The organism is Roseivivax halotolerans, assembly GCF_900115815.1.
In the GTDB taxonomy this organism is placed as follows: domain Bacteria; phylum Pseudomonadota; class Alphaproteobacteria; order Rhodobacterales; family Rhodobacteraceae; genus Roseivivax; species Roseivivax halotolerans.
Genome location: NZ_FOXV01000023.1, coordinates 1 through 19,776, shown reverse-complemented (window position 1 = coordinate 19,776; position 19,776 = coordinate 1). Strand labels below are relative to the sequence as shown.

Genomic DNA, 19,776 nt, shown 5'->3' with positions numbered 1-19,776 from the left:
TTGTTTCCGATCGATCCAAGCTCGCCCAGATATCTGAGAGCCGCCCTGGTTTCCTCTGATACACGGCGCGTCCGCGGTGATCGGATCTGCGGGGCCGGCTCATCGAGATCGTATTGATCGACGAGGATTTCGCGGATCCTAGACGTCGGTGAGATGCCCTTCTGTTTGGCTTCCGAAGCGATCCTTGCGTAAAGGTCGGGCGTCATCCGCAAGCCGATTTGGCGGGTTTGTATGCGGCGTTCAGATGCACTCATTTGAAATCATATGCATGCAATTGCAGTCCTCTTAAAACGGGGTCAACGGGGCGGAGCCCCTTGCCAGCTGAGAGCGACCGACGCAGCACCGGAGGTGGTGTGGCGGGTAGCGAGCACGGCTGGCTACAGACAGTAGTCAATCAGGTAAGTTGTTGAGATAACGCGCAATGCAAGTCCTGGGGAAAACGATCAGTTGACCGGAGAGGCGTCTCGCATCATGTCTAAAGGCATGATGTCGATGCTGCTGATGATACGCGGATCCTGACCGCTATCCCCTGCCCTGTCCTTCCGGGCCTGGGCCTCCTACGCACGACATCAGGATTTCCGACATGACACTCACTGAGCTCAAAATGCGGCACGCGCATATGCTCTCTCGCTACAATTCAGGAATCGAGATCGGCCCTGGATGGATCGATCTCGTCGATCGCTTGCTGAAAGATCTCGATGCGCTTCAGGTCGGCATCGAGGTCACACAGATCAAAAGCAAATACGCGACGCTCAGCTGCTATCTCGCAGCGTACTCGGACACTGCGATCGAGATCGTCGATCGCTATGAAGAACTGTCTGCGCATACGTGCGAGCGATGCGGCAAGCCCGGCGAGATCCGGCGGCGAGGGTGGCTCGAGACCCTGTGTGACGACTGCGCTTAAGTAGCTTCTCCGTCGCTATTGGGCGCTTCTGGTCGCAGTGTCTCGAGGACTCTCTCCAGAGCATCAGCGCGCGCTCTTTCTGCGACGAGCTGGGATTTCAGATCATTGACCTGATCCGAGCAATCGGATCGTACTTCTGTGACTTCTACTCTCGCTTGCGATAGCGCTTCAGATGCGTCCGAAACCGCCGTCTGCATCTCTTCATTCGCGGCCTCGAGCTCGGCGTTTACGCTCTCTAACCGGTGAACTTCGTCTAATGCCTCGTCACGGGCCGTGTGCGCTTCGGTAAGCTGTGCCTGCATCTTCGCTTTGTCGCCATGATAAGCGCGTTCTGCAGCATCTCTTGCGATTGTGTAGATCGTACCTGCGGCTTCGAGCGCTCGCGCTTCTACTTCGGCCGGCAGAGCTGCGATCTCCTCCTGCTGTTCCCGCCATTCCTTGATGAGCGGCGAGATCGTCGAGAAAGATCCTCTGTCGCCGAGCTCAGCGCGTACGCTAGCATTTGTCGGCTCTCCACCTCGCGCTGCGATAGCGTCTGCAGCGGCGAATACGTCGTCTTGTGCAATAGTCATGCGTCATCCCCTTCTGTTTGTAAGGGAATGTAACGCGTTACGGTTTACAGATTGTTACACATGGATAAATTTGCATGCAAAAGACTGCAAAATCATTCATCTGAATTCATTTTCAGAGTCGGAACGATATCCAGACGCCCTTCTCCGTAAGCTGCCATCAGCTTTTCGATCGCCGCGGTCGATGTAATCCCTTCTTCGTCCAGCCGCGACTGAAATGCCTCCAGAACACTGGGCCTGACACGGCATGAGAACGGCTTCGAGCGGCGCTCTTTCTGCGGCTTGTCACGCTTGCCGCCCCAGTCTTCCGGGATCGATGCGGTCTTTGCTGCGGCGGCGCGTTGTTGGATTTCTTGGGGGTCTGACTTGAGGTCCAGATCGTCCTCGTCGTCGTCCATAAAGTTGATCTCTCGTGCCATTTATTCTGTTGCCTCCGTCTTCGTGTTTTTGAGTTCCTTGAGTGCGGCGATGATGTCGCGGTAGTACGCCTGCGCATTGTCCATCGCCTTGGTCACTTGATCCCGCCGGCGTTTGTCCGTTGCGTCCTCGAGCATTCGCTCGAGATTTCCACCGTCAGGTAGCTCCTGGAAAGCGGGCGATGACAGTAGCGCGTGCTTGATCATGGGCACCCCCTGATCAGCGAGCTGCTCGCGATTGCGTCGGTAGCTGAGTGGCTCCACGGCGCCGGCTGGAGCGCGTGTCATCAATGCTCTGTAGGGGATCTCTCGACCGGTCAGGCGTGATTGGCGGCGGACCAACTTGATCGTTTTCGCTGCCTCCGCCGCTTCAAGGCCTCCGCCGCCGAGCGGCACGAGAACGAGATCAGAGAGCATGATCGCGTTGGCGAGACCTACGTCTGCGAGACCTGGCAGATCAAGCAGGAGCACATCGCAGTTGACCTGCTCTTCGTCGATCGCGTCGACCAGGTTTTCAGTATTTGGTACGCCCACAACTCGGATATTTTCTGGTCGACCTGGCATGTCTGCCCAAGCGACTAGCGGGGCATTGCGATCCGCGTCGATGATTGTGACGCGCCGACCTTTCGAACGCCCAACGCGCTCGAGCTCTGTCGCAAGAACAAGCAAGGATGTGGTCTTACCGACGCCGCCCTTGCTCGAAACAAATGAGATAATCACTGCCCGTCTCCGCTATTAACTGCGTGTATTAGCAGTCAGATTATAGCGAATAAAGGTAAACGCAAGCTTTTGCATGCATCTGCATTACATTTATTTGACAGCAGGTGCATGCAAATGATTTCAGAATATCCCGAGGATCCTCCGGCGCTGAGGGCTTGTGGCCGTGTCGAGGCGGTCGCTTAGGCCGCTGATCGCTTCCGTCAGCTTCACCATTTGCGAAGTCAGCTCTTCAATGCGCTTGATCTCTTCCTCGTGGCGGCTCTCTTCATCGTCGATACCATCATCGTAGATGTCGTCGTCCGCCCAGGGCTCGTCTAACCAGGCGTCATCGTCGCTTTCAGTGTCGACCTGACCATCCACGTCCGCCTTCATCTCATCGACAGCGAATAAGTCTGCGTCTTCAGCAGAAACCGTTTCGGCCCTCAATTCCTCCGCCGTCTGTCGTCGCATCAGAATTTTTCTTCGTGATTTGTCCCAGTATTCGATACCACCCATACCGTGTATAGGGATCATGGCCGGGCCGGTATCGGCGGGGTGTGGCTCGACAACCAAGAACGACTTCCGGATCTCCTCGAGCAAGAACTCAGGCTCGACACCCAGTCGTCGGGAAGCTTCACGTATCGTCATGTGTGTGTCTGATTCAGCCTTCTCCTGAGCCTCCTCTTCCTCAATTTTGGCGGTTAGCTCTTCCAGCTCGGCTTTGAGCTCAGCAAACGACTGATCATCATCATTGTCGCTGTCGGTGATGTCATCGTCGGGAGGCGGCAGAAATTGCGACAGCTGCTCAGGCATCTCTGTTTCGACGTCAGGCGTCGCCGTTTCGACCTGGGAGGAGTAGGGGCCCTGAGGCTCCGTTGGACAGTGTCGATCCCACCATCCACGCAGCCCCTGGGGGGTGATTTCCCAGGCCCCTCTATCATTTCGCGCGGCGCGCAGCTGTCCGTTTCTGATCGCCTTTCGGACGGTGGTGTCGCTGACGTTGGCATATGCCGCGGCATAAAATGTTGCATGCTTCAATGTAATTCTCCTGATTTTTCAATCAGGTGTGCGGAAGGACAGAGAAAAGCAAGCGCTTCAAAATGAATGCAAATGCAGGCAAACGCATTTAAGTGCATGTAAATTTTGAACGATGACTTAACGTTTGTTCGATACCCTTGTTTGCGGCGGCGCTCCGTCGCCATCCGCTCGCGGTAAAGGTATCTGACCTCGGAATCTCCGGACAACCACTGAGCGTGCACGCCGAATGGATTGGCGGGCAAACAAGGAGAATTTATAATGCCAAGTACAGCCCAATTTCTGAAAATGATCGAAGTCGGCGACATGCTCTACAGTCTGAAAGTGCATGCGATCCGTGTCAGTGAGCGCGATGACATGGCGTGGTACGAAGCGATCCTGCGAGCACCTCAAAATCCGGGAACTGATTTCTGGGGCCGGATGAAAGAGGTAGCATTGATGCTTGATGAAGACATCGACGCAGAAAGCTCGAGCTTTAACCCCATTCCGTACATACGACATGCCGCCACCGATGCTCTCGAAGAGCAGCTCTCTGGCGGGGACCGCGACCGGCCGCATCTCATTCGGTTGCTGGACGTTCTGACATGGTTTGAAGACGTCCTCTGTTGGGAGGAGTGCGGCGACCCGTACTGATCTCCGCCATAGGGCAGGGGGCGTGGCTTCCTGCTCACTCACCCGCCGTGGCCGTGGCCCTCTCTCTCTTGAGCCTGTAGACGCTTTGCTCATGGATCCGGAGCGCCTGCGCGACCTGTCGGGGCCCCAGGCCCTGGTCGAGGAGTTGGTAAACACTGGCGCGATCGATGCGTGCCTTGCCGCCCTTGTACGCCCCGCGCTCCTTAGCTTTCTGAATTCCCTCGGCTTGTCGCCGTTTCAGGATCTGCCGCTCGAACTGTGCGACAGCGCCCAGGATGTTTAGTTGTAACTGCGCCATGTGGTCGTCCTGGCCGCCGCTGAATGCGAGGTTATCCGAGAGAAACCGGATCGTCGCACCGCGGCCGGTGATAGTTTGCACGATCTCGAGGAGATCCCGCAGATCACGTGCCAGACGGTCGATCGACCAGACTCGGACCTCGTCGCCTTCTTCGACGAGAGAAAGCATTCGTTCGAGCTGCGGCCGGTCTCGATCCTTGCCGCTGATGTGCTCTTCGAACACGCGGTCCAGGTCGTTGCCCAGATCTTGTCGGTCGAGACTTTGATCAGCGGTGCTGACCCTCCGGTACCCAAATTTCATGATTTCTGCCCTTCGCTATTTTCAGAATCTAGAGTTCAGAAATAGCAGGCTATTATTTCGGAATCTATAACCCTGATAATAGGTCAGCTAAATACTATCGGCAGGGAGTACCCAGATAATAGGAGGTAGGCTTATTAATTCCGCGATCTGCGCGTGAAAAACGCCATAATCTGCAGATCCCAACGTCATCACCAACTTTTGGAGCTATGTCCTGTAGCCTCTCTCTCAGCCGCCTATCCGGCGGGGATGTTTCGGCGTAACCGCTCGCGTCGGAAGCCTCGTCTCTCAGCCGCCTATCCGGCGGGGATGGAGCCCGGCGGCGCGGCCCGCGATATGCTCATTCTCTCAGCCGCCTATCCGGCGGGGATGGCAAAAGCCCCGCCGCGGCCTTAACACGACGGTCTCTCAGCCGCCTATCCGGCGGGGATGGAAAAGCCGGGTGCCGAACAATCCGCCGACCGTCTCTCAGCCGCCTATCCGGCGGGGATGAGCCGAGCGCCGGGGCCGTGAGGCAGGGATTATCTCTCAGCCGCCTATCCGGCGGGGATGGCCGCCCTTGCGGCAATGGAGCCAGCGGCGGGTCTCTCAGCCGCCTATCCGGCGGGGATGGACGACCGGGCCGATAGACTGGATCAAGGCATTCTCTCAGCCGCCTATCCGGCGGGGATGACGCCTCCACCCGCCACCCCGGCGCGCTTTGATCTCTCAGCCGCCTATCCGGCGGGGATGCGCTCGACCATCGTCTCCCATCTTCGCGCCATTCTCTCAGCCGCCTATCCGGCGGGGATGGCAGGACTATCTCGACACTACGTATTCCGAATTCTCTCAGCCGCCTATCCGGCGAGGATGGATTGAGGTCGAGGCGATCCTCGACGGATATTTCTCTCAGCCGCCTATCCGGCGGGGATGCGCCCTCGCGCAGATCAAGGGAGGCGAAGATGTCTCTCAGCCGCCTATCCGGCGGGGATGCCACGGCGCTCGGCTTCGGCTATTTGGGATTGTCTCTCAGCCGCCTATCCGGCGGGGATGGGAAGCTCGTTGCCGTGGGTTTTCACCTCTTGTCTCTCAGCCGCCTATCCGGCGGGGATGAATCACATGCAAATCAGATTTTTGTTTTGCGTGTCTCTCAGCCGCCTATCCGGCGGGGATGTTCGGGACCGGCGACTTCTGCGTGATGGGGTGTCTCTCAGCCGCCTATCCGGCGGGGATGCTGTTCGACTGGAACGACGGCTCTAATCGCAGTCTCTCAGCCGCCTATCCGGCGGGGATGGAGACAGGCGAGCCGATCACAGAGAGCGTTCTTCTCTCAGCCGCCTATCCGGCGGGGATGCCCCGTTTCTCAATAAAAAGGAAACGGATTGAGAGGGTTGCCGGCTGACCCTACAGTAAACCATATTTTCAAAGAGCGCAGTCAGGCTATTGATTATTAACAGCTTTTCCGAAGGGCAGAGAAAGAGCCTTGAAAGATCCCCGCGTGAATCCTGTAAAGTCAGTGTAAGTCACTACAGGCTCAAGATCATCCCCGTAATCAGAAATCTCCACCTGCATGACCCGGCCCAGCTCGCCGGGCTCGATTTCTGCACCGCCTGTCAGCTCCTGCCAGGCGCGCTCTTGCACGAGGTGAAAGAGGAAGCAGCCCGTCACGGCATCGATGGTTAGTGCCGCTGCATTGGATGGTTGCAGATCGCTATGACGCGTGCCTGGTGCGAGGTCCCGGTGCCAGGTGGCCGTCCGTAGGTCTTCCCCGACAAGCTTGTAGAGGACAGAATGGGTATCTGATCGACGAAACCTGCGCACGGCGCACATACGCTGGGTCATTCGGGCCGATACGTGTCGAATGTATCGACCAAGTGGCGCCTCAGCGCTGTCACAAGACCCGTCGACCATCTTTTCTCGCAGAGCGAATTCCGCATCACGGAGGGGAAACGATGTATCCCGTTCGAGGATGGGTCTAGCATTAATCACTGAAAGATCGGTGTCTCCGACAAGGTCTTGGAACAGCCGCCCCTCGAATTCTTCGAGCTTTGGTGTCGATATTCGCGTGATGTCAGGCGTCTTTGTTTCGACACCCGGCATGGCCAGCTTGCCACCTTGCATCGCGATAGGGCTGCGACCGATGATTAGCACATTGATGTGGGTCCCAGACGCTGGCCGATGGCGCCACACGCGGCCTGCCGCCTGGATGATCGAGCGCGTCGAGATCGGGTCCAAGATCGCCCAGTCGAAGTCCAGGTCGTTCCCAGTCTCGATCACGGGAGACGTCACAAGAACGATTTCGATATCCCTTACACCGGCCTCGGACGCTCGCGCGAATACGTGCTCCGCATGGCAGAGGGACTTCAGTTCTGCATTTGGGTCATCGCCCTTGCGGGTCAGGGCGCGCTTCAGGCGTGTCTCGATCCAGCTACGAAGCAGGCGCGGAAACTGGGAATGCAGGCAGAGCGTGACTCGCAAATGATTCTCGAGAGTTCCGGAAGGAAGCTGCGCGGCCAACGCCGCCGTATGAGAAATCCGAGTCATCCGGACCATGCCGAACGACACGCGAAACCCGTCCATAGTCTGGGCATTGCGCTCGTGCAGCTGTCGGCAGGACCGATCGACTTGACCGACGAGATCTTCCCAGCCCTCACAGGCCGGTAGGATCTCCGCGCGACGAGCTGGCGGGGCGGCCTTCAGTGCAGCAAGGGTGACCTCCGAGCTTTCCGAAAGGATATCCTCCAGCCTCTCGCCGTTCCCGTTGGTACGGCAGGATCCGAGCGCATCCCCTGTCACTAGGATATTCACGTGATCCGAAACGCCGCGCGACGCGGCAAAGGCGGACCAGCCCTCCCGGTAAGCGGCATGCAGTGCCTGTGCGATGTCAGGTGCCAAGGTGGCCGACATGATCATGACCCGTCGGCCAGCGGAGGCAGCCTGGTAGACCAGGCGGCCGATCGCCGCGATGTCCTCGCCCTCGAACTGGTCTATCTCGTCGAGTACCAAATCCGACGTCGCCACGCGCAGGCACTGCATCAAGTACCGGGCATTCACTGGTGCCGCGACCCCCATGAGATGGTCGATCGTACCGACCATGACCGGCGGCGCGACTAGCCGACGTGCTGCGGCGGCCTTCGAGCCCTTTCCCTTGCCGGGGTCCGCCGCAGATAGGACCCTCTCGAAGAAAGCAGGCAAGCCACGACCGGTGTCGAACGACAGCGATCGCAGCCAATCCGCTTCCCGCGTGTCACCTGGATCCGGCACGCCACCAGTTGCCATCTCCACCTTCAGCCAGTCCGGGATCTTGATCTGGCTTTCCGATCCCGTCTCGTCAGGCTCCTCGATCTCGTTGGATCCATGAGCGAAGGACAGCGGTGCCTGGCCGACGAGTACAGACACGGACTCGTCATTGAACCCAAGGTCCGAGACATACTCGGCTGCGGATTGCGTCGCCAGAACACGCAATCCGAGCCCTAGACTCATGCGGAAAGACCGACGTTCGGGCCTGGCATCGCCAAACGTGGCGCCAGCCAGAATGGTGGGAGCCGCCCGGGTTTTGCCCGTGCCGGTTCCGGCCATCAGGCATGCAAAGAAGCCCCCTTCGTGCGCCTCGCACAGGGTCCGTGCCGTGCGCGCGGCCTCGGATTGCCACCTGAACCGTGGATTTTCCGGAGTAGCCGGGAAAATAATATCCGTCGGGACTTCACTCTCATCAAGCGCCGGAAAGCTCTGAGCATATCGTTCGAACAAATCAACGCCGTGACGCGCCGCGGCATGAACGCGCTGGACGTGCCGAGACAGGCTATCCGCCGCCTCGTAACGCGACGTTTTCGTTGGTCTGTCCGTGTTTGCGAGGTGCTCCGGCATAACACTCGAAATCTTCTTGCTGGCCGATCCGAAATGATCAGCTAGCATCAGTGCGGCGCGCAGGAACACATCGAGCCCGATAAGCGCCTCTCCTGAACGCAACCCCTCGGCATCGGCACGAAGCGCGCGGAGCCACCACGTCTCATGCCAGAAAGGTGTCCCGGGCGCTATGGCCAGGTCACGTAGGCGGTCGAAATCATCGCTGGGCCCGACATGACGAGAGGCCAGGGCATCCAGCATGTTGCTACCGCCATCAGGCAAGCGGTGATGAGTCAGGATGAGCATGCCGATCGCATGCGCGAGGCTGCCCTCGCGGTTCAGGAAGTCGAAATCCAGCGGCCGGTCAGGCGTTTTGGCAATGGACCCGAGAGGTCGGCGGACCGCCTCACATGCCTTGTCGACGTTCTCTGCACGCAGGGCGCACAATGCGTCGGGGAGCTCATCGTCTTGCGTTTTGCCGAAAAGATAATCCCAGACGGCAGCGGATTGCAGCTCGTGCCGAACGGGGTCCGCTTCCGGTGCGCCACCATTGAGTGCGCGTTGGAGTTTCTCTTGGAACAGAATCGTGGCTTTCCCGAGATCATGAAACAGCGCGGCGATGCGGACGACGGCGCGGTTAACGGACACGGTCTGGGATTGTGCGACCTGTGCTGGCCGGTATGCAATGGGCGCGATGCCGGTCTCGGAGAAGGCGTGCCTTGCTCCGATCCGCACAATCGGCACGCGGCTTTCATGCGCGCTGCGGATTTCGTGGAGCACAACCGCCGTGTTGCGTGTCGCCTCTTTGCGCAATTCGCGGGAGACACGGTCGAGACAGGCATTCGTTGCTTTTCCGCGCCATGTCCGATCTCCGATGCGCCAGAAATACCGGTCGAGCACTTTCGCAACCTTTGGCCGTGCTTTCTTGGTGGAACGGCAGACGGCGATGATCTCACGCATCAGGGTTTCCTGCGTCTGGCAGTCCCGCAGCGATCATCCTGTTCACTGTGTCGATCGCTTCTTTAAGAATTTTCTTGTCGTCGAATGCGTCGATCATGCGGGCCCGGAAGGTTGTCTCCGGTGTCTCGTCGCGCTTCGACAAGATGGAGGCAAAGGCGAGCGGCAGGACCAGCGCGTCCTTGAATCCGTCCGCAAGATCGAAGACGAGACCGCCCGCGCGTGTCTTTCCATGAAAGATCGACATGTGCGGCGGGATCCCGAGCGCCCAGAGCGCCGCCCCGGCCATGCCGTAGCAAAGGTAGTTCCCGTGATCGATCAGGTGATTGACCTGCCTCATCGGGTCATTGATGTTCGGCTTCTCGTCGGATCCCGCATCGCGGCGAAAGGTCCCCCGCTTGTTGAGACCGGACATGCGGGAAAACTCGGCGTAACAGGCTTTCGAGAACTGCCCCTCGACCCCGAGCAGCTGCTGGATGTCCTTCACCTCTTCGGTGTTTTGGGCGAGCTTCGTGCAGATCCTCGTCAAGTCGGCGGTATCCCGCACTTTCAGGTATTTCCGGGCATAGGCGCCGCCGATCTTTTTCATCCGCTCCGAGCGATCCCGCATGATGGCTTTCGCAGCCGCCAGGGAGCGCGGCGCCTCTAAGTAGACGGGAAGCATTTCCCGGAAATGGCGGGTCGCCGTGTAGGTCGTAAGCGCACCCATGTGCATAGGAGAACCGCCGGACCCGGTGACCGCGAGATGCACGCCTTCGTCTCCCAGAAGACGCATCGCGTCCTGTGTTATCGAGGTTCCCTGGCCCATGAACAGTACAGCCAGGTTCACATGGGGGATATTGTATTCGCGATGATATTCGTCATCGGTGATATGATAGATGATCCGGCCGTCGTCCACGCGGATCCGGGCGCGCTCAAGATAGAGCGCGCCCTCGCGGTCAGTTACTAGGAGCCGAGGTCCACCCTTATGCCGCATCGTCGGTATCACGCGCCGCGTCTGGATAGACAGGAAGAACCGCCATCTGGCGGAAGGCGGGACTCGAAAAGCCGTAGGTGCTGACAAAGAGCTGCGTGTCGGTCATCTCTGCGATGACTTGGCGCACATGGAGCACGGCCGATCCATACCGCAGGGGCAGGGTGGTTAGATCGTTCCCCCTGGCTTTGGTAAGTGTCTCCCGCCATGGCTTCCCACGCCGTTCGGCCCTGGCCTTGTTGCGGCGGAGCCAGCCGGATGTGTATTTTTCGCAGCGGCGATCCCGCACGTATGCCGCTCCGACTTCGCCAGGTTCTACGTCGATTTCCTCAATCTCGACTTCCTGGAGCATGCCGCGCCTGACCAGAGTCTTAAAGCCCTCGAAAGTCAGGAGGCTATCGAGGCTGGCGTGAGATCCAATCAGCTCAATCTCGCGGCCTGGCAGCATGCAGTTTCGTCCCATGCGCATGGTCGGAAGCGCAACGGCGATGAAGTCATCCGGTGACCCGTGCCGGTTCGCGTGGTGAACGGCGTTGAGCGACTTTTCCCGCACGTCGCCAGCGGCGCCGAGCTCGATCACCGCTTGGACCGGTTTAATCAGCAGGCGGGCGGTGCCATGACACCGCCCCTTTCCTTCGTTCAGGGACCCCGTCATCCGTTAGCCTCTGCCTTCTTGCTGCTGGAGCCAAAGACGCCTCCGCGGACGAGGTTCGCCATCACGAAATGCACGTCGCCAGGCAGGTCGGCCGGTCCGGACGCGGTCTCAACAGCCTCGAGAAGCGGCGCAGCTTGCGCGCGCAGGTCGTAGAAGCTGTTCTTCACGCCGCCATTTGCCGAAGCAGAACGAAGGACATCGCTGGTCTCCTGGACGCCGCCGTAGGGGTTCACGGCGATCGCAGCATCATGGGTGTCACTGCCATGCCAGACATCGATGTGGCGCAGGGCCGCCCCGATTTTCTGGCTATGCATCGAAGCCTGGCCGATGGTGCGAGAGCCAATTCGGGTTGGCAGCTTGGCATAGATGCGGCTTAGCTGGTCGTCTTTCTTCGCATCACGCACGTATTCCTGCGAGGGAAAGATCTCCTGCCCAGGCAGCATGGGCGCGTTCCAGCGTACCGACACCGTGAATGCGTCCTTGTCCGCGTTCGACAAGCCGTGAGCGATGCCGTCGATCAGCGCGGTAAGGTCGGTCGTGTCACCGCCAACCATCGCAGCCTGCATGGCATCTGGCCCGGCAGGCTGTTCGAGCGACAGCTTGAACGGATCGAAAACGATCTCGCGGCCATCATAGGAAACGGTCACGGTCATGGCGTCGGCCTGGAAGCGGTTGCGCCAGGCAAAGCGCGCATTGGCGATGTTCCAGGCGAAGAGCCCGGCCAGGACCGAATAGCCGCCAGCAGCCTTGTAACCGGCCGCAAGACGCACATGGGTCTCGCCGACCATGGTGTTGCCACAGGCATGCGGACGCAGGGAAAGCGCCATGAAACGGACCGAAAAAGACAACTCCACCCCGTCATGCTCCTGTGGAATTACCGCATATTCGACTGATTGCGGGTTGCTCTTACCCGGGTTCTTGGCCTTGTCCTCGGAGGACTGTCCACGAACGCCCTTTTCGAGGACCTCGATCGGCGTTTTGGTCGCGTCGTTCTGAGAGGATGTCGCGAAGAAGAGCCCCTCGGTGATCTGGACCGAGCGGGCATAGGCCAGCATGCCCGTTTCGAACGACGGGCCGACGGGGGCCTTGGGTGCCTTAGCCATGGACGATGTTCTCCTTGTGAGTGGCGTTGGACAGATAGGATGCGTGACCGAAGAGGTAGTCGCCCTCGACGGTCCAGGACCAGAGCAGGGACGACAGACCAGCTTCCGTCAGCCCGGTGAGGCGAGGGTTGCGGACAGAAACGAGCTCGGCCAGCCCGAGGACTGGCTCGGCGAAGACATGTGGAATGTTGGGGTCGCGGCGTCGGATGCGTGCCGGTGTCTCATCGGGGTCTTCGAGAAGGTGGTACCCGGCTGCGACGGGCACGAACCATCCTGATCCCGGTTTGCGCTCGTCCGGAAAAAGCGTGTCGAGAATACCCGTGAAGCTGGCTTCGTCCCCGGTGCTAATCGCACAGGCATCCGGGCGCGCCGGATCTGGAGGCAGTATGGCGTAGCCACGCCGCAACCCCTTAAAGGCGCTTCCATCGGGTGGTGGCACTGTCACGTCCACCTGATCGTTCTGGATGAGGCCACCAGCAATCCGGCGGCGCATGAGAGCGCCGGAGAGATCCGTGTCGCTGTCACATTCCGGAATGTCCAAGATAAGAGACAGGTCGACGGAGCCAACAAGGTCTTCCATGGTTTCGACCGGAGAGAATGAACCTGACTTGTTTTCCATCTCAGGTTTGGTGCGGCCGTCCGAGGGCTCCACGCGATGTAGGATTGGCAGCGCGCGCCCGGACCAAGAGGTAAGCCCAAGATCGCGGATAATCGCGTCCGCGAGGCCGATGAAAGACAGTGGGCTGGGCAAACCGGCGGCATAGTCGTTCATGAGGAGATTGACGCGGGCCGCCCGGATATTCTTCGCAACGAAGATCATGCGCTTTCGGTGTCCTTGAGTTTCATGAGACGATGCTGGAAATGCGCGCTCGTCAGCGCCTTGCGCGCCTTGTCGAAACCGTCTTTCGGCCAATACCGCCGAAGGATAGCGCGGTCCGGTTCCGGGGGGGGCGGGATCTCGTCCGGACTACCTGCAGCTGTTTCCTTAGCAACGCGCGCCTCTTCGACCGTTTCGGACACGAAGGCCATGGCGTCCCGGATAAGACGATCGGCAGTCCTATCGAGCGCCGCGCGCGTATTACGGTCGTTGTATGTCTTGTCCGCTTCTAGCATGTCGGCATAGCGGATCACCCATTCGGCAACGGCGTCGTCGCGCCAGCGGGGGAAGGATCCGCCATGGATGTAGCGGTGAATCTCTGCCTCCGCCTGCTCCATGACCTGCGGAAGCTTCGCGATGATCCGCTTGCGAGGACCGCCGATGGCACCAGAGATGTTCTGCGGTTTGGAGCTGATCGACTGGGCCTCGAATGCTCCGCGTTGCGGGATTGGCAAGCCAGATGCTTTCTTGCGCTCGTAAAGCGCGTTGATCGCCGCTTTCACGCCCATAAACGCCGTCGCTGGTGCGACAGGCGTCAGCTGGAGATCTCCGCCTCCCGCACGAGGCACGAAGATAATGGGAAATTCTCCCGCTGCCAGTTTCGTAACCTGTTTCGGACTGTTGAGCAGCGCTTCACGTGCAGCATCCAAGACATCTTTTCCGAAGACGGACGCGAAGGCATTCAGGACAGTGTCGGAATAATCGTCCGGGTTCATGATATCGTCGACGACACTGCGCGGAGGTCGGCCCTCGATTTCGAGTGGACGGTAGAGCACTTTGCAGAAGGGAATGTCGGGTGCGTTGACGGATGGAAGAACCTTAGGACGTTTGTTTGCCGTGGGTGGCGCAACATAGAGGATTGCACTGTCGCCTTCCGTCCTTGCACTGACTAGCTTGAGTAGATGCGATCCAGATTTTTTGCAGACCCGCAATGTGATCTCTGCCGTTAGTTTGCTCTTGAGATAAGAGCCCATGAGCCTGAACTCTTGCGGCAATTCTTCAAGTGGAACAGTGCGACCAACCTTCTTAAAAGAAAGAACTTTTTCTGTCTTTAGCAGCCTCTCTGTTTTCTGGATGTCATCATTCTCAATCATTGGGCTCTCGTTTTTGTCCGTCTATTGGAGGAAACAGCAGCTTGAAGGAGCTCAGCTTCCGAGGTGAACTAAAATAACGTGGCTATTTCGTGTTTTGTGTGGGTGGCTTGGCGTCCGATCATGCAGGCACGTAAACAGATCTTGTGCTGTAAGGCGAGGCTAGCGGTTGTCCGCTATAGGCGGCATGGTGGCCTGCTGCGGGTTTGCGTCGTGGCGCGAACTTGGTCGCGTGCGGGCCTTGGGTGGCCTGACGAAGGCCCGATGAGCTTGTCGGTCTCGTGACCCTTATGCGCATCGATCCAGTCCCGCTTCACCAACTTGGGTAGTTTTATCCCGAAGCCAGGAGGACCAAGAGATGGCTGGAAGTGAGAAAAGCCCGAAGAGATCGGGCTGAACCTATTCCAAATGGTATTTACGATCAGGAGAGTCGTAGGCATCATTTATATCGTAATACATCCGTGATAATTTCTCTGAAATTTTGTCTTGAGAGTCTGGATCGAGGTACTCGTAATCCATCAATTCATCGTCTGAATCTGACTCCTCCTTGTCGATGCTGTCCCACATCGGATGACGAGCGGATGAATTGGTCTCAGAGAGAGTTGAGGCGGTGCGTCCACAGGGATTTTCTAGTGGTCGTTTCCTGATAGACACTGTTTTGCGCAATTCGCGGTCTTCCGGCCGCTGCCGATTGAGGTGCTCTTTGCACTCTGCCGTCGGACGGTGATTAGGATCATCATCGAGCGTCTGAAGATGCTTCCTTACCGTGTTGCGAGACATGTGCACTTCACGTGCGAGCGCTGAGACTGTCACCTCATCGCCGCGTTCTAGCATCTTTTTGCGAACGGCTTTGATCCTGTCGAGCTTGTTCTGAGCATTCTTTTTCGCACCGTAAGTGCCGCCGATCGCCTGCTTCGTCTTCTTCGATGCAATATGAGGCATCAGACCCTCGCGGCGGCACACTCCACGATCAACCTCTGCGCCCGGAGACGTAAAATACCGCCAGGTCCACCTCGAGATCGATCTCGCGATGTCATCGAGCTCCCTGTTGCCGAGAGGATTGTATCTGTTGTTGACTAGATTAAACCCTTCAAGCTCATTGAAAACGTAGTCTTTGAGCTCATCCTCTGATCCGCACCATGCTTTCGCAGCGTATGCGAGCCCTCTGACGCTTTCGAAGGCCATACAGTTGCGTCCTGACATGGCATGGCCGACTTCGAAATAGTGAGTGTGTGCGCGCTCGTAGACTGCTCGAGTGTTAGCATCATCAGTAGTCTTTGTACTGCGTGCATCGTCGACGATCGGACTTTCGATCTGTTGCCGAGGCGCTTCGGATAACCATTCATGTAGCTCTGTCAGCGTCCACTCAGCATTAACTCCGGATACCGTGTCGTGCGTATCGCTATGAGGGTTCTTTGAGACTACAGGGCTTTTGTAGTCAACGCCACAACCGATGCTCAGCAAGCGTTCCTCGATCTCGCTCCTGATGCGATTATAATACGAGATCGCTTTGGCGTTGCTCGTGTATACCGGATATTTGAGCCACCAGACTATGTGCGGCCGGTGCACGCAGCTTTCTGTCGACCCGCGGCGACCGCATAGATACCGCGGCGGCGGGATACCTGCGGCTTCGAGCTGCGTTGCATCTACGTCGCTGTCCACATCGATGACGATCACGTCCCGACGATCGAGTTTATCGTTATCTTTGTCACGTCGATCGAGCTCGACGTACGGCATGTACGCTATATACTCGCGCTCCCTTATAAGCAGCCGCTTATCCGGACCTGCGCAGCGCCCAAAAGCGGGAATGCGGTGCATTCGCAGATAGTCGCTGTCCGAATTCGGCAAGCGGCAGGGCGTCCAAGCATAACCGCTGCGTTGATCAAAGTAATTTCCATTTAAAGAAATCTCAATACGCTTGCCGCTCTTAGCTCTATAAAACTGTCTCTTAAATCCTACCGGCACAATAGCCCAGCCAAACGGCCGGGCGCACTGAGCGCTGAGTTGAGGGGCTGGACTGCCGAGAATGTAGTAAATTCAGAATTCATTGTTTATTTACCTTGTAATCTCACGCGTCGCTGCCGGCCAGAGCCGCGATGCGCACTACGCACATTTGCAGAAGAAGGTTAAGCACAAGTTTAAGCGCAAATTTTTGCGTAGTTAAATTGTTAACGAAAGCTTATCAAAACGGGAGAAGTGAACAATATAGTTGAATTGCTTTATTGACCCGTTCGGATTTTTTGCTAAACATATCCCAAGCGGCCCGAGATGGCCGCGTGTTATTACCTTGTAACACAAACGGCCAATCGCGGGCCCGGTAGTCGAAAGACTGCCGGGTTTCGCTTTTTCAGGGTGTGTTATGGGTGACCGCGTCGCTCAAACCAGGACCGGCAGAACCTGACGTAATGCGCATCGGGCCGTTTGGGTTCGATCTCTTCTTTCCCGCACCATCGTCGCCATTGGTTTTCCAGGAAGCGGACATCCCACCCTGGCGCCGCTTCCCGTGCGTCTTCGTACGCGTCCGGCGACAAGGAACCTTCGAACATCTCCTCTAGGGGAGCAGGTACAGACCCTCGGCTTCGGAAGGTTACTTTATCTCCCGCTTCATCGATGCTGACGGTGTAGTCTGGCAGATGATCGCGCTGTGCTAGCTCACGCATGACGAACCTGAACCGTTTGAGGGACATTCGGGCTCCTGTGCGCTTAAGAAGCTTATCGAGTCCGACTTCATGGGATGGTTGCAGGCCGCAGAACTTGCGAGCGATCTCATATACCCGTCGTTCAATAGGCTTTCTCAGCCGGAAATAGTCGCGGTGGAGGGTCAGGACCTTCTGCCGACGGATTCCGTTGTACACCCATTCAGAAAGTTCGATCTCGGCCCACATGATCCGACCGTTTTCGCTCCCGTTCTTTCTGCGTACTTGAGCGCGCTCGATGAGATGGAATAGGCCACGGTCCTCTTCGTCGCTGAGAGGAATGTCAGATCCCTCGTTATGCGTGACAATATTGGTTTTGATGACAGTGCCCATGAGGCGGTCCAGGGACTCTTCGAATGCATCGTAGTCCTTCCCGCCGGTTCCCCGGTTCACGAAAATCAGCAGTTCGCGAGGGTTGAACCGCAGCGTGCGCTCGACCGGCTCTCCATTGTTCAGCTTGTGCATGATCTGCGATACCGCAAAGATCAGGATATCCTTGTCGTAGATCGTAGCTTGGCCCTTTGCGCTCGGTATCACTTCGAGCCATTTGCCATTATGCTCATATCGACGGATCGACGTATCGGGTTTCTTCGATAACGCATAGAAGGGGTGTTCCATTGCCGGCATCAGATCCTTGAGGACTGCGTCCGCGACATCGACCACAAAGAAATCAGTTTGTGGATGCCTATCCGGTAGGAGGTTTTCGAACAGGTTCGGGGTATCAGGAACCATTTGAGGTCCTTCGTGCCATCATCGATCAAGATTCGGGGTATTAGGAACCCTAGACCCATTTTCGGGGTTTCAGGAACCACAGTCAAGGATTCGGGGTATTAGGAACCTACATTCGGGGTTTCAGGAACTTTGATTCGGGGTATTAGGAACCATAAGCATCCAAAATTGTCATTAAATCAAGTGCTTACGCGCACAATCCAAAGGCGTAACACTATAATAACACCTAAATAACACCACAGATCAGCACTCAGACTAGTTGTCGTAACACTGTGCAGATCCCTCAGCACATAGAACGCTAGCCGTAGATGAACGACAGGCGGTGCTTCCACAGGGATTTTCTAGTGGTCGTTTCCTGATAGGCACTGTTTTGCGCAGATGATTACCCTGGACCCGGCCCTGATCTCTCGGCGGACATTGCAGCTCTACGATTACGCGCCCACGCGTTGAGCGCGCTCATAGCATCATCTGCGATGGGCTCCGGCACAGCGACACCTCCACCGCCACCGCCTAGCCGTGCGGCCGTAGAACGCTGAGAAGCAGCCCTGAATCGACCTTGGATGCGTTGTGCTACTTGCTTCGACGGCTGACTTTCGGGCCGCTGCTGAGATCCGTGAGAGCCTTGTAGATCGCTGTTTGCTGCTTTTTGACTGTCGCAAGTTCCTTCACGATCTGCTCGAGGAGATCGATCGTCGGGTCCGGCTCCTGGTTGCCTTCCTGGTCCGTCGGCTGCTCGAGCGCCGCTTTCAGAAACCCTACGTCTTCCTTCGTCTTGAGTATCGCGATCTGCTCGCGGTCTGTGAGCTGGCTCTTGGGGTCGGTCAACGGATCGTCCCGCTCTGCGGCTTCTGCTGAGATCGTGCGTTGGGTCATTCTGAATTCCTCTCTCTGAAATTGCGTCGTCTAATTCTCGTTTGCGAAATGGAGACATCCGGTGCAGCGCCCCGAGCTCGTGCCCGTTGCGCGAGATCATCCAGACGCCTGCCTTCCGGCCGGCTGTGATCTCGAAACCGCGCTCCTCAACCCGATCCAGGAACGTGTGGATATCGGCTCCCTGCCCCATCTTTTTGAGCTCTGCGCGCACGCTTGGGATGATCTCTTTGTAAAGCGTGGGCTCACCGGGTCCGCGGCGATCGTTGCTCTGTCTTAGCTGTCGTTGCATGCGCTGATGTGATTTGTCGCCATAGGCGCTCTGAGGGCGCCAGGTATCCGGATCCTGACCATCGGCCTCGGCCACCGCGGCGATCGCGTCGTGCAGTGGCTGCAAGTCTAGATCTGGACGCTCTCGCTTGAGGTGTTCGATAACCGACTTGTTGTGCCGGCCAGGCACAGACGGATGCTGAAATTGCAGCTCGGCGATCCTGGATAGTTTCTCGTTGCGAACTTTGCTGAATCGACTGTCGAGCTCGGCACCTTCGTCATCGATCTCGGGAATGACGACGTGATAGTGCAGATCGTTCTCGTCTCCGTCGTCAGCGCGTTTCTTGGTGTGCTGAACGATACAGATCAGTTCGCGGCTCTCTTGCGGCACATCGAACTCATCGCAGTAGTCTGCGACTATTTGAGCGAGCTCCTGCTTAGACAGGTGGCGCTCGGGTGAGATCATCTGATGTCGGAGACTGTATCGCGCGTCTGCCATGTCGGCCTTAGCGATCGCGACGTGAAGGTTCTCTTCGCAACCCATAATCCAGTCGACGCTTTCGTTCTCACCAGGAGCGGAGACGTAAGCGACCAGGTTCGGACCATCATTCACTGAAAACCTGATCGTATTCTGAATCATTGATCCGCACCAACCATGTCGCGACGGATTTCAGAAAGTAGTGTCCGAAGCTCATCGAGCTGAGATGACATCTCGCGATACTGCTGCTCTCCAACGATCTCGGTCTTGTGTGCCTCGTGCAATCGGCGGGTCGCTTGGTTGATGTTGTTTCCGATCGATCCAAGCTCGCCCAGATATCTGAGAGCCGCCCTGGTTTCCTCTGATACACGGCGCGTCCGCGGTGATCGGATCTGCGGGGC

The 19,776-nt window shown here is 57.7% G+C and carries 19 protein-coding genes and 1 CRISPR repeat array; of the genes, 3 read left to right on the top strand and 16 right to left on the bottom strand.

The genetic code is table 11. From position 1 onward, the window contains the following. Positions 1-206, bottom strand: a 206-nt coding sequence (locus BM171_RS19145; RefSeq protein WP_217646763.1) for a hypothetical protein, incomplete at its 3' end; no start/stop codon positions are given. A 377-nt stretch (positions 207-583) separates the two neighbouring features. On the opposite strand from BM171_RS19145, the gene BM171_RS18145 reads away from it, so the two are divergent. Next, positions 584-904, top strand: a complete 321-nt coding sequence (locus BM171_RS18145) for a hypothetical protein (RefSeq protein WP_093015926.1) — start codon at positions 584-586, stop codon at positions 902-904. On the opposite strand, the gene BM171_RS18140 is transcribed toward BM171_RS18145, so the two are convergent. The 4 genes from BM171_RS18140 to BM171_RS18125 form a co-directional block, all read right to left on the bottom strand. Then, positions 901-1,476, bottom strand: coding sequence for a DNA-binding protein (locus tag BM171_RS18140; protein WP_093015924.1), 576 nt, complete (start codon positions 1,474-1,476; stop codon positions 901-903). The two genes, BM171_RS18145 and BM171_RS18140, sit on opposite strands and share 4 nt — an antisense overlap. A gap of 92 nt (positions 1,477-1,568) precedes the next feature. Further along, positions 1,569-1,892, bottom strand: a complete 324-nt coding sequence (locus BM171_RS18135) for a hypothetical protein (RefSeq protein ID WP_093015921.1) — start codon at positions 1,890-1,892, stop codon at positions 1,569-1,571. Further along, positions 1,893-2,609 carry a ParA family protein gene (locus BM171_RS18130; RefSeq protein ID WP_093015918.1) on the bottom strand — a complete coding sequence of 239 codons (717 nt, stop codon included), beginning with the start codon at positions 2,607-2,609 and terminating at the stop codon, positions 1,893-1,895. Between the two features lie 120 nt (positions 2,610-2,729). Continuing rightward, positions 2,730-3,626, bottom strand: a complete 897-nt coding sequence (locus BM171_RS18125) for a hypothetical protein (RefSeq protein ID WP_139218754.1) — start codon at positions 3,624-3,626, stop codon at positions 2,730-2,732. Between the two features lie 258 nt (positions 3,627-3,884). Between BM171_RS18125 and BM171_RS18120 the strand changes: the two genes are divergently transcribed. Then, positions 3,885-4,256, top strand: a complete 372-nt coding sequence (locus BM171_RS18120; RefSeq protein WP_093015912.1) for a hypothetical protein — start codon at positions 3,885-3,887, stop codon at positions 4,254-4,256. Between the two features lie 34 nt (positions 4,257-4,290). Here the strand turns inward: BM171_RS18120 and BM171_RS18115 are convergent, their stop codons facing one another. From BM171_RS18115 to BM171_RS18070, 10 genes are all read right to left on the bottom strand, one after another. Further along, positions 4,291-4,854 (bottom strand): recombinase family protein, encoded by a 564-nt coding sequence (locus tag BM171_RS18115; RefSeq protein ID WP_217646760.1) that lies wholly within the window; start codon positions 4,852-4,854, stop codon positions 4,291-4,293. Between the two features lie 221 nt (positions 4,855-5,075). After that, positions 5,076-6,184: direct repeats of the CRISPR family, unit length 28 nt; unit sequence TCTCTCAGCCGCCTATCCGGCGGGGATG. Positions 6,185-6,270: 86 nt separating this feature from the next. After that, positions 6,271-9,636, bottom strand: coding sequence for a CRISPR-associated endonuclease Cas3'' (locus BM171_RS18110; RefSeq protein ID WP_093015906.1), 3,366 nt, complete (start codon positions 9,634-9,636; stop codon positions 6,271-6,273). Next, complete coding sequence (cas1f, locus tag BM171_RS18105) at positions 9,629-10,609, bottom strand: type I-F CRISPR-associated endonuclease Cas1f (protein WP_093015903.1); 981 nt, start codon at positions 10,607-10,609, stop codon at positions 9,629-9,631. The genes BM171_RS18110 and cas1f overlap by 8 nt, the downstream gene beginning before the upstream one ends. Then, positions 10,599-11,261 carry a type I-F CRISPR-associated endoribonuclease Cas6/Csy4 gene (locus BM171_RS18100; protein ID WP_093015900.1) on the bottom strand — a complete coding sequence of 221 codons (663 nt, stop codon included), beginning with the start codon at positions 11,259-11,261 and terminating at the stop codon, positions 10,599-10,601. Before BM171_RS18100 ends, cas1f begins: the two co-directional genes overlap by 11 nt. Beyond that, complete coding sequence (csy3, locus tag BM171_RS18095) at positions 11,258-12,364, bottom strand: type I-F CRISPR-associated protein Csy3 (RefSeq protein WP_093015897.1); 1,107 nt, start codon at positions 12,362-12,364, stop codon at positions 11,258-11,260. The genes BM171_RS18100 and csy3 overlap by 4 nt, the downstream gene beginning before the upstream one ends. After that, positions 12,357-13,184, bottom strand: coding sequence for a type I-F CRISPR-associated protein Csy2 (locus tag BM171_RS18090; protein ID WP_093015894.1), 828 nt, complete (start codon positions 13,182-13,184; stop codon positions 12,357-12,359). The genes csy3 and BM171_RS18090 overlap by 8 nt, the downstream gene beginning before the upstream one ends. Further along, the gene (locus tag BM171_RS18085; protein WP_139218753.1) at positions 13,181-14,335 is read right to left on the bottom strand and encodes a hypothetical protein; all 1,155 of its coding nucleotides are present in this window, start codon (positions 14,333-14,335) and stop codon (positions 13,181-13,183) included. The genes BM171_RS18090 and BM171_RS18085 overlap by 4 nt, the downstream gene beginning before the upstream one ends. Positions 14,336-14,731: 396 nt before the next feature. Then, positions 14,732-16,150, bottom strand: coding sequence for a replication initiation protein (locus tag BM171_RS18080; RefSeq protein ID WP_093015888.1), 1,419 nt, complete (start codon positions 16,148-16,150; stop codon positions 14,732-14,734). Between the two features lie 539 nt (positions 16,151-16,689). Further along, complete coding sequence (locus BM171_RS18075) at positions 16,690-17,760, bottom strand: replication initiator protein A (RefSeq protein WP_093015885.1); 1,071 nt, start codon at positions 17,758-17,760, stop codon at positions 16,690-16,692. Positions 17,761-18,327: 567 nt separating this feature from the next. After that, a complete protein-coding gene (locus tag BM171_RS18070; protein ID WP_093015882.1) occupies positions 18,328-18,630 on the bottom strand; it encodes a hypothetical protein in 303 nt (100 codons plus the stop codon). Positions 18,631-19,198: 568 nt separating this feature from the next. Between BM171_RS18070 and BM171_RS19065 the strand changes: the two genes are divergently transcribed. Further along, positions 19,199-19,357 carry a hypothetical protein gene (locus BM171_RS19065; RefSeq protein ID WP_175497630.1) on the top strand — a complete coding sequence of 53 codons (159 nt, stop codon included), beginning with the start codon at positions 19,199-19,201 and terminating at the stop codon, positions 19,355-19,357. Positions 19,358-19,533: 176 nt separating this feature from the next. Here the strand turns inward: BM171_RS19065 and mobC are convergent. After that, positions 19,534-19,776 (bottom strand): plasmid mobilization relaxosome protein MobC (gene mobC / locus BM171_RS18060; protein WP_139218751.1); only part of this gene is annotated, 243 nt, incomplete at its 5' end.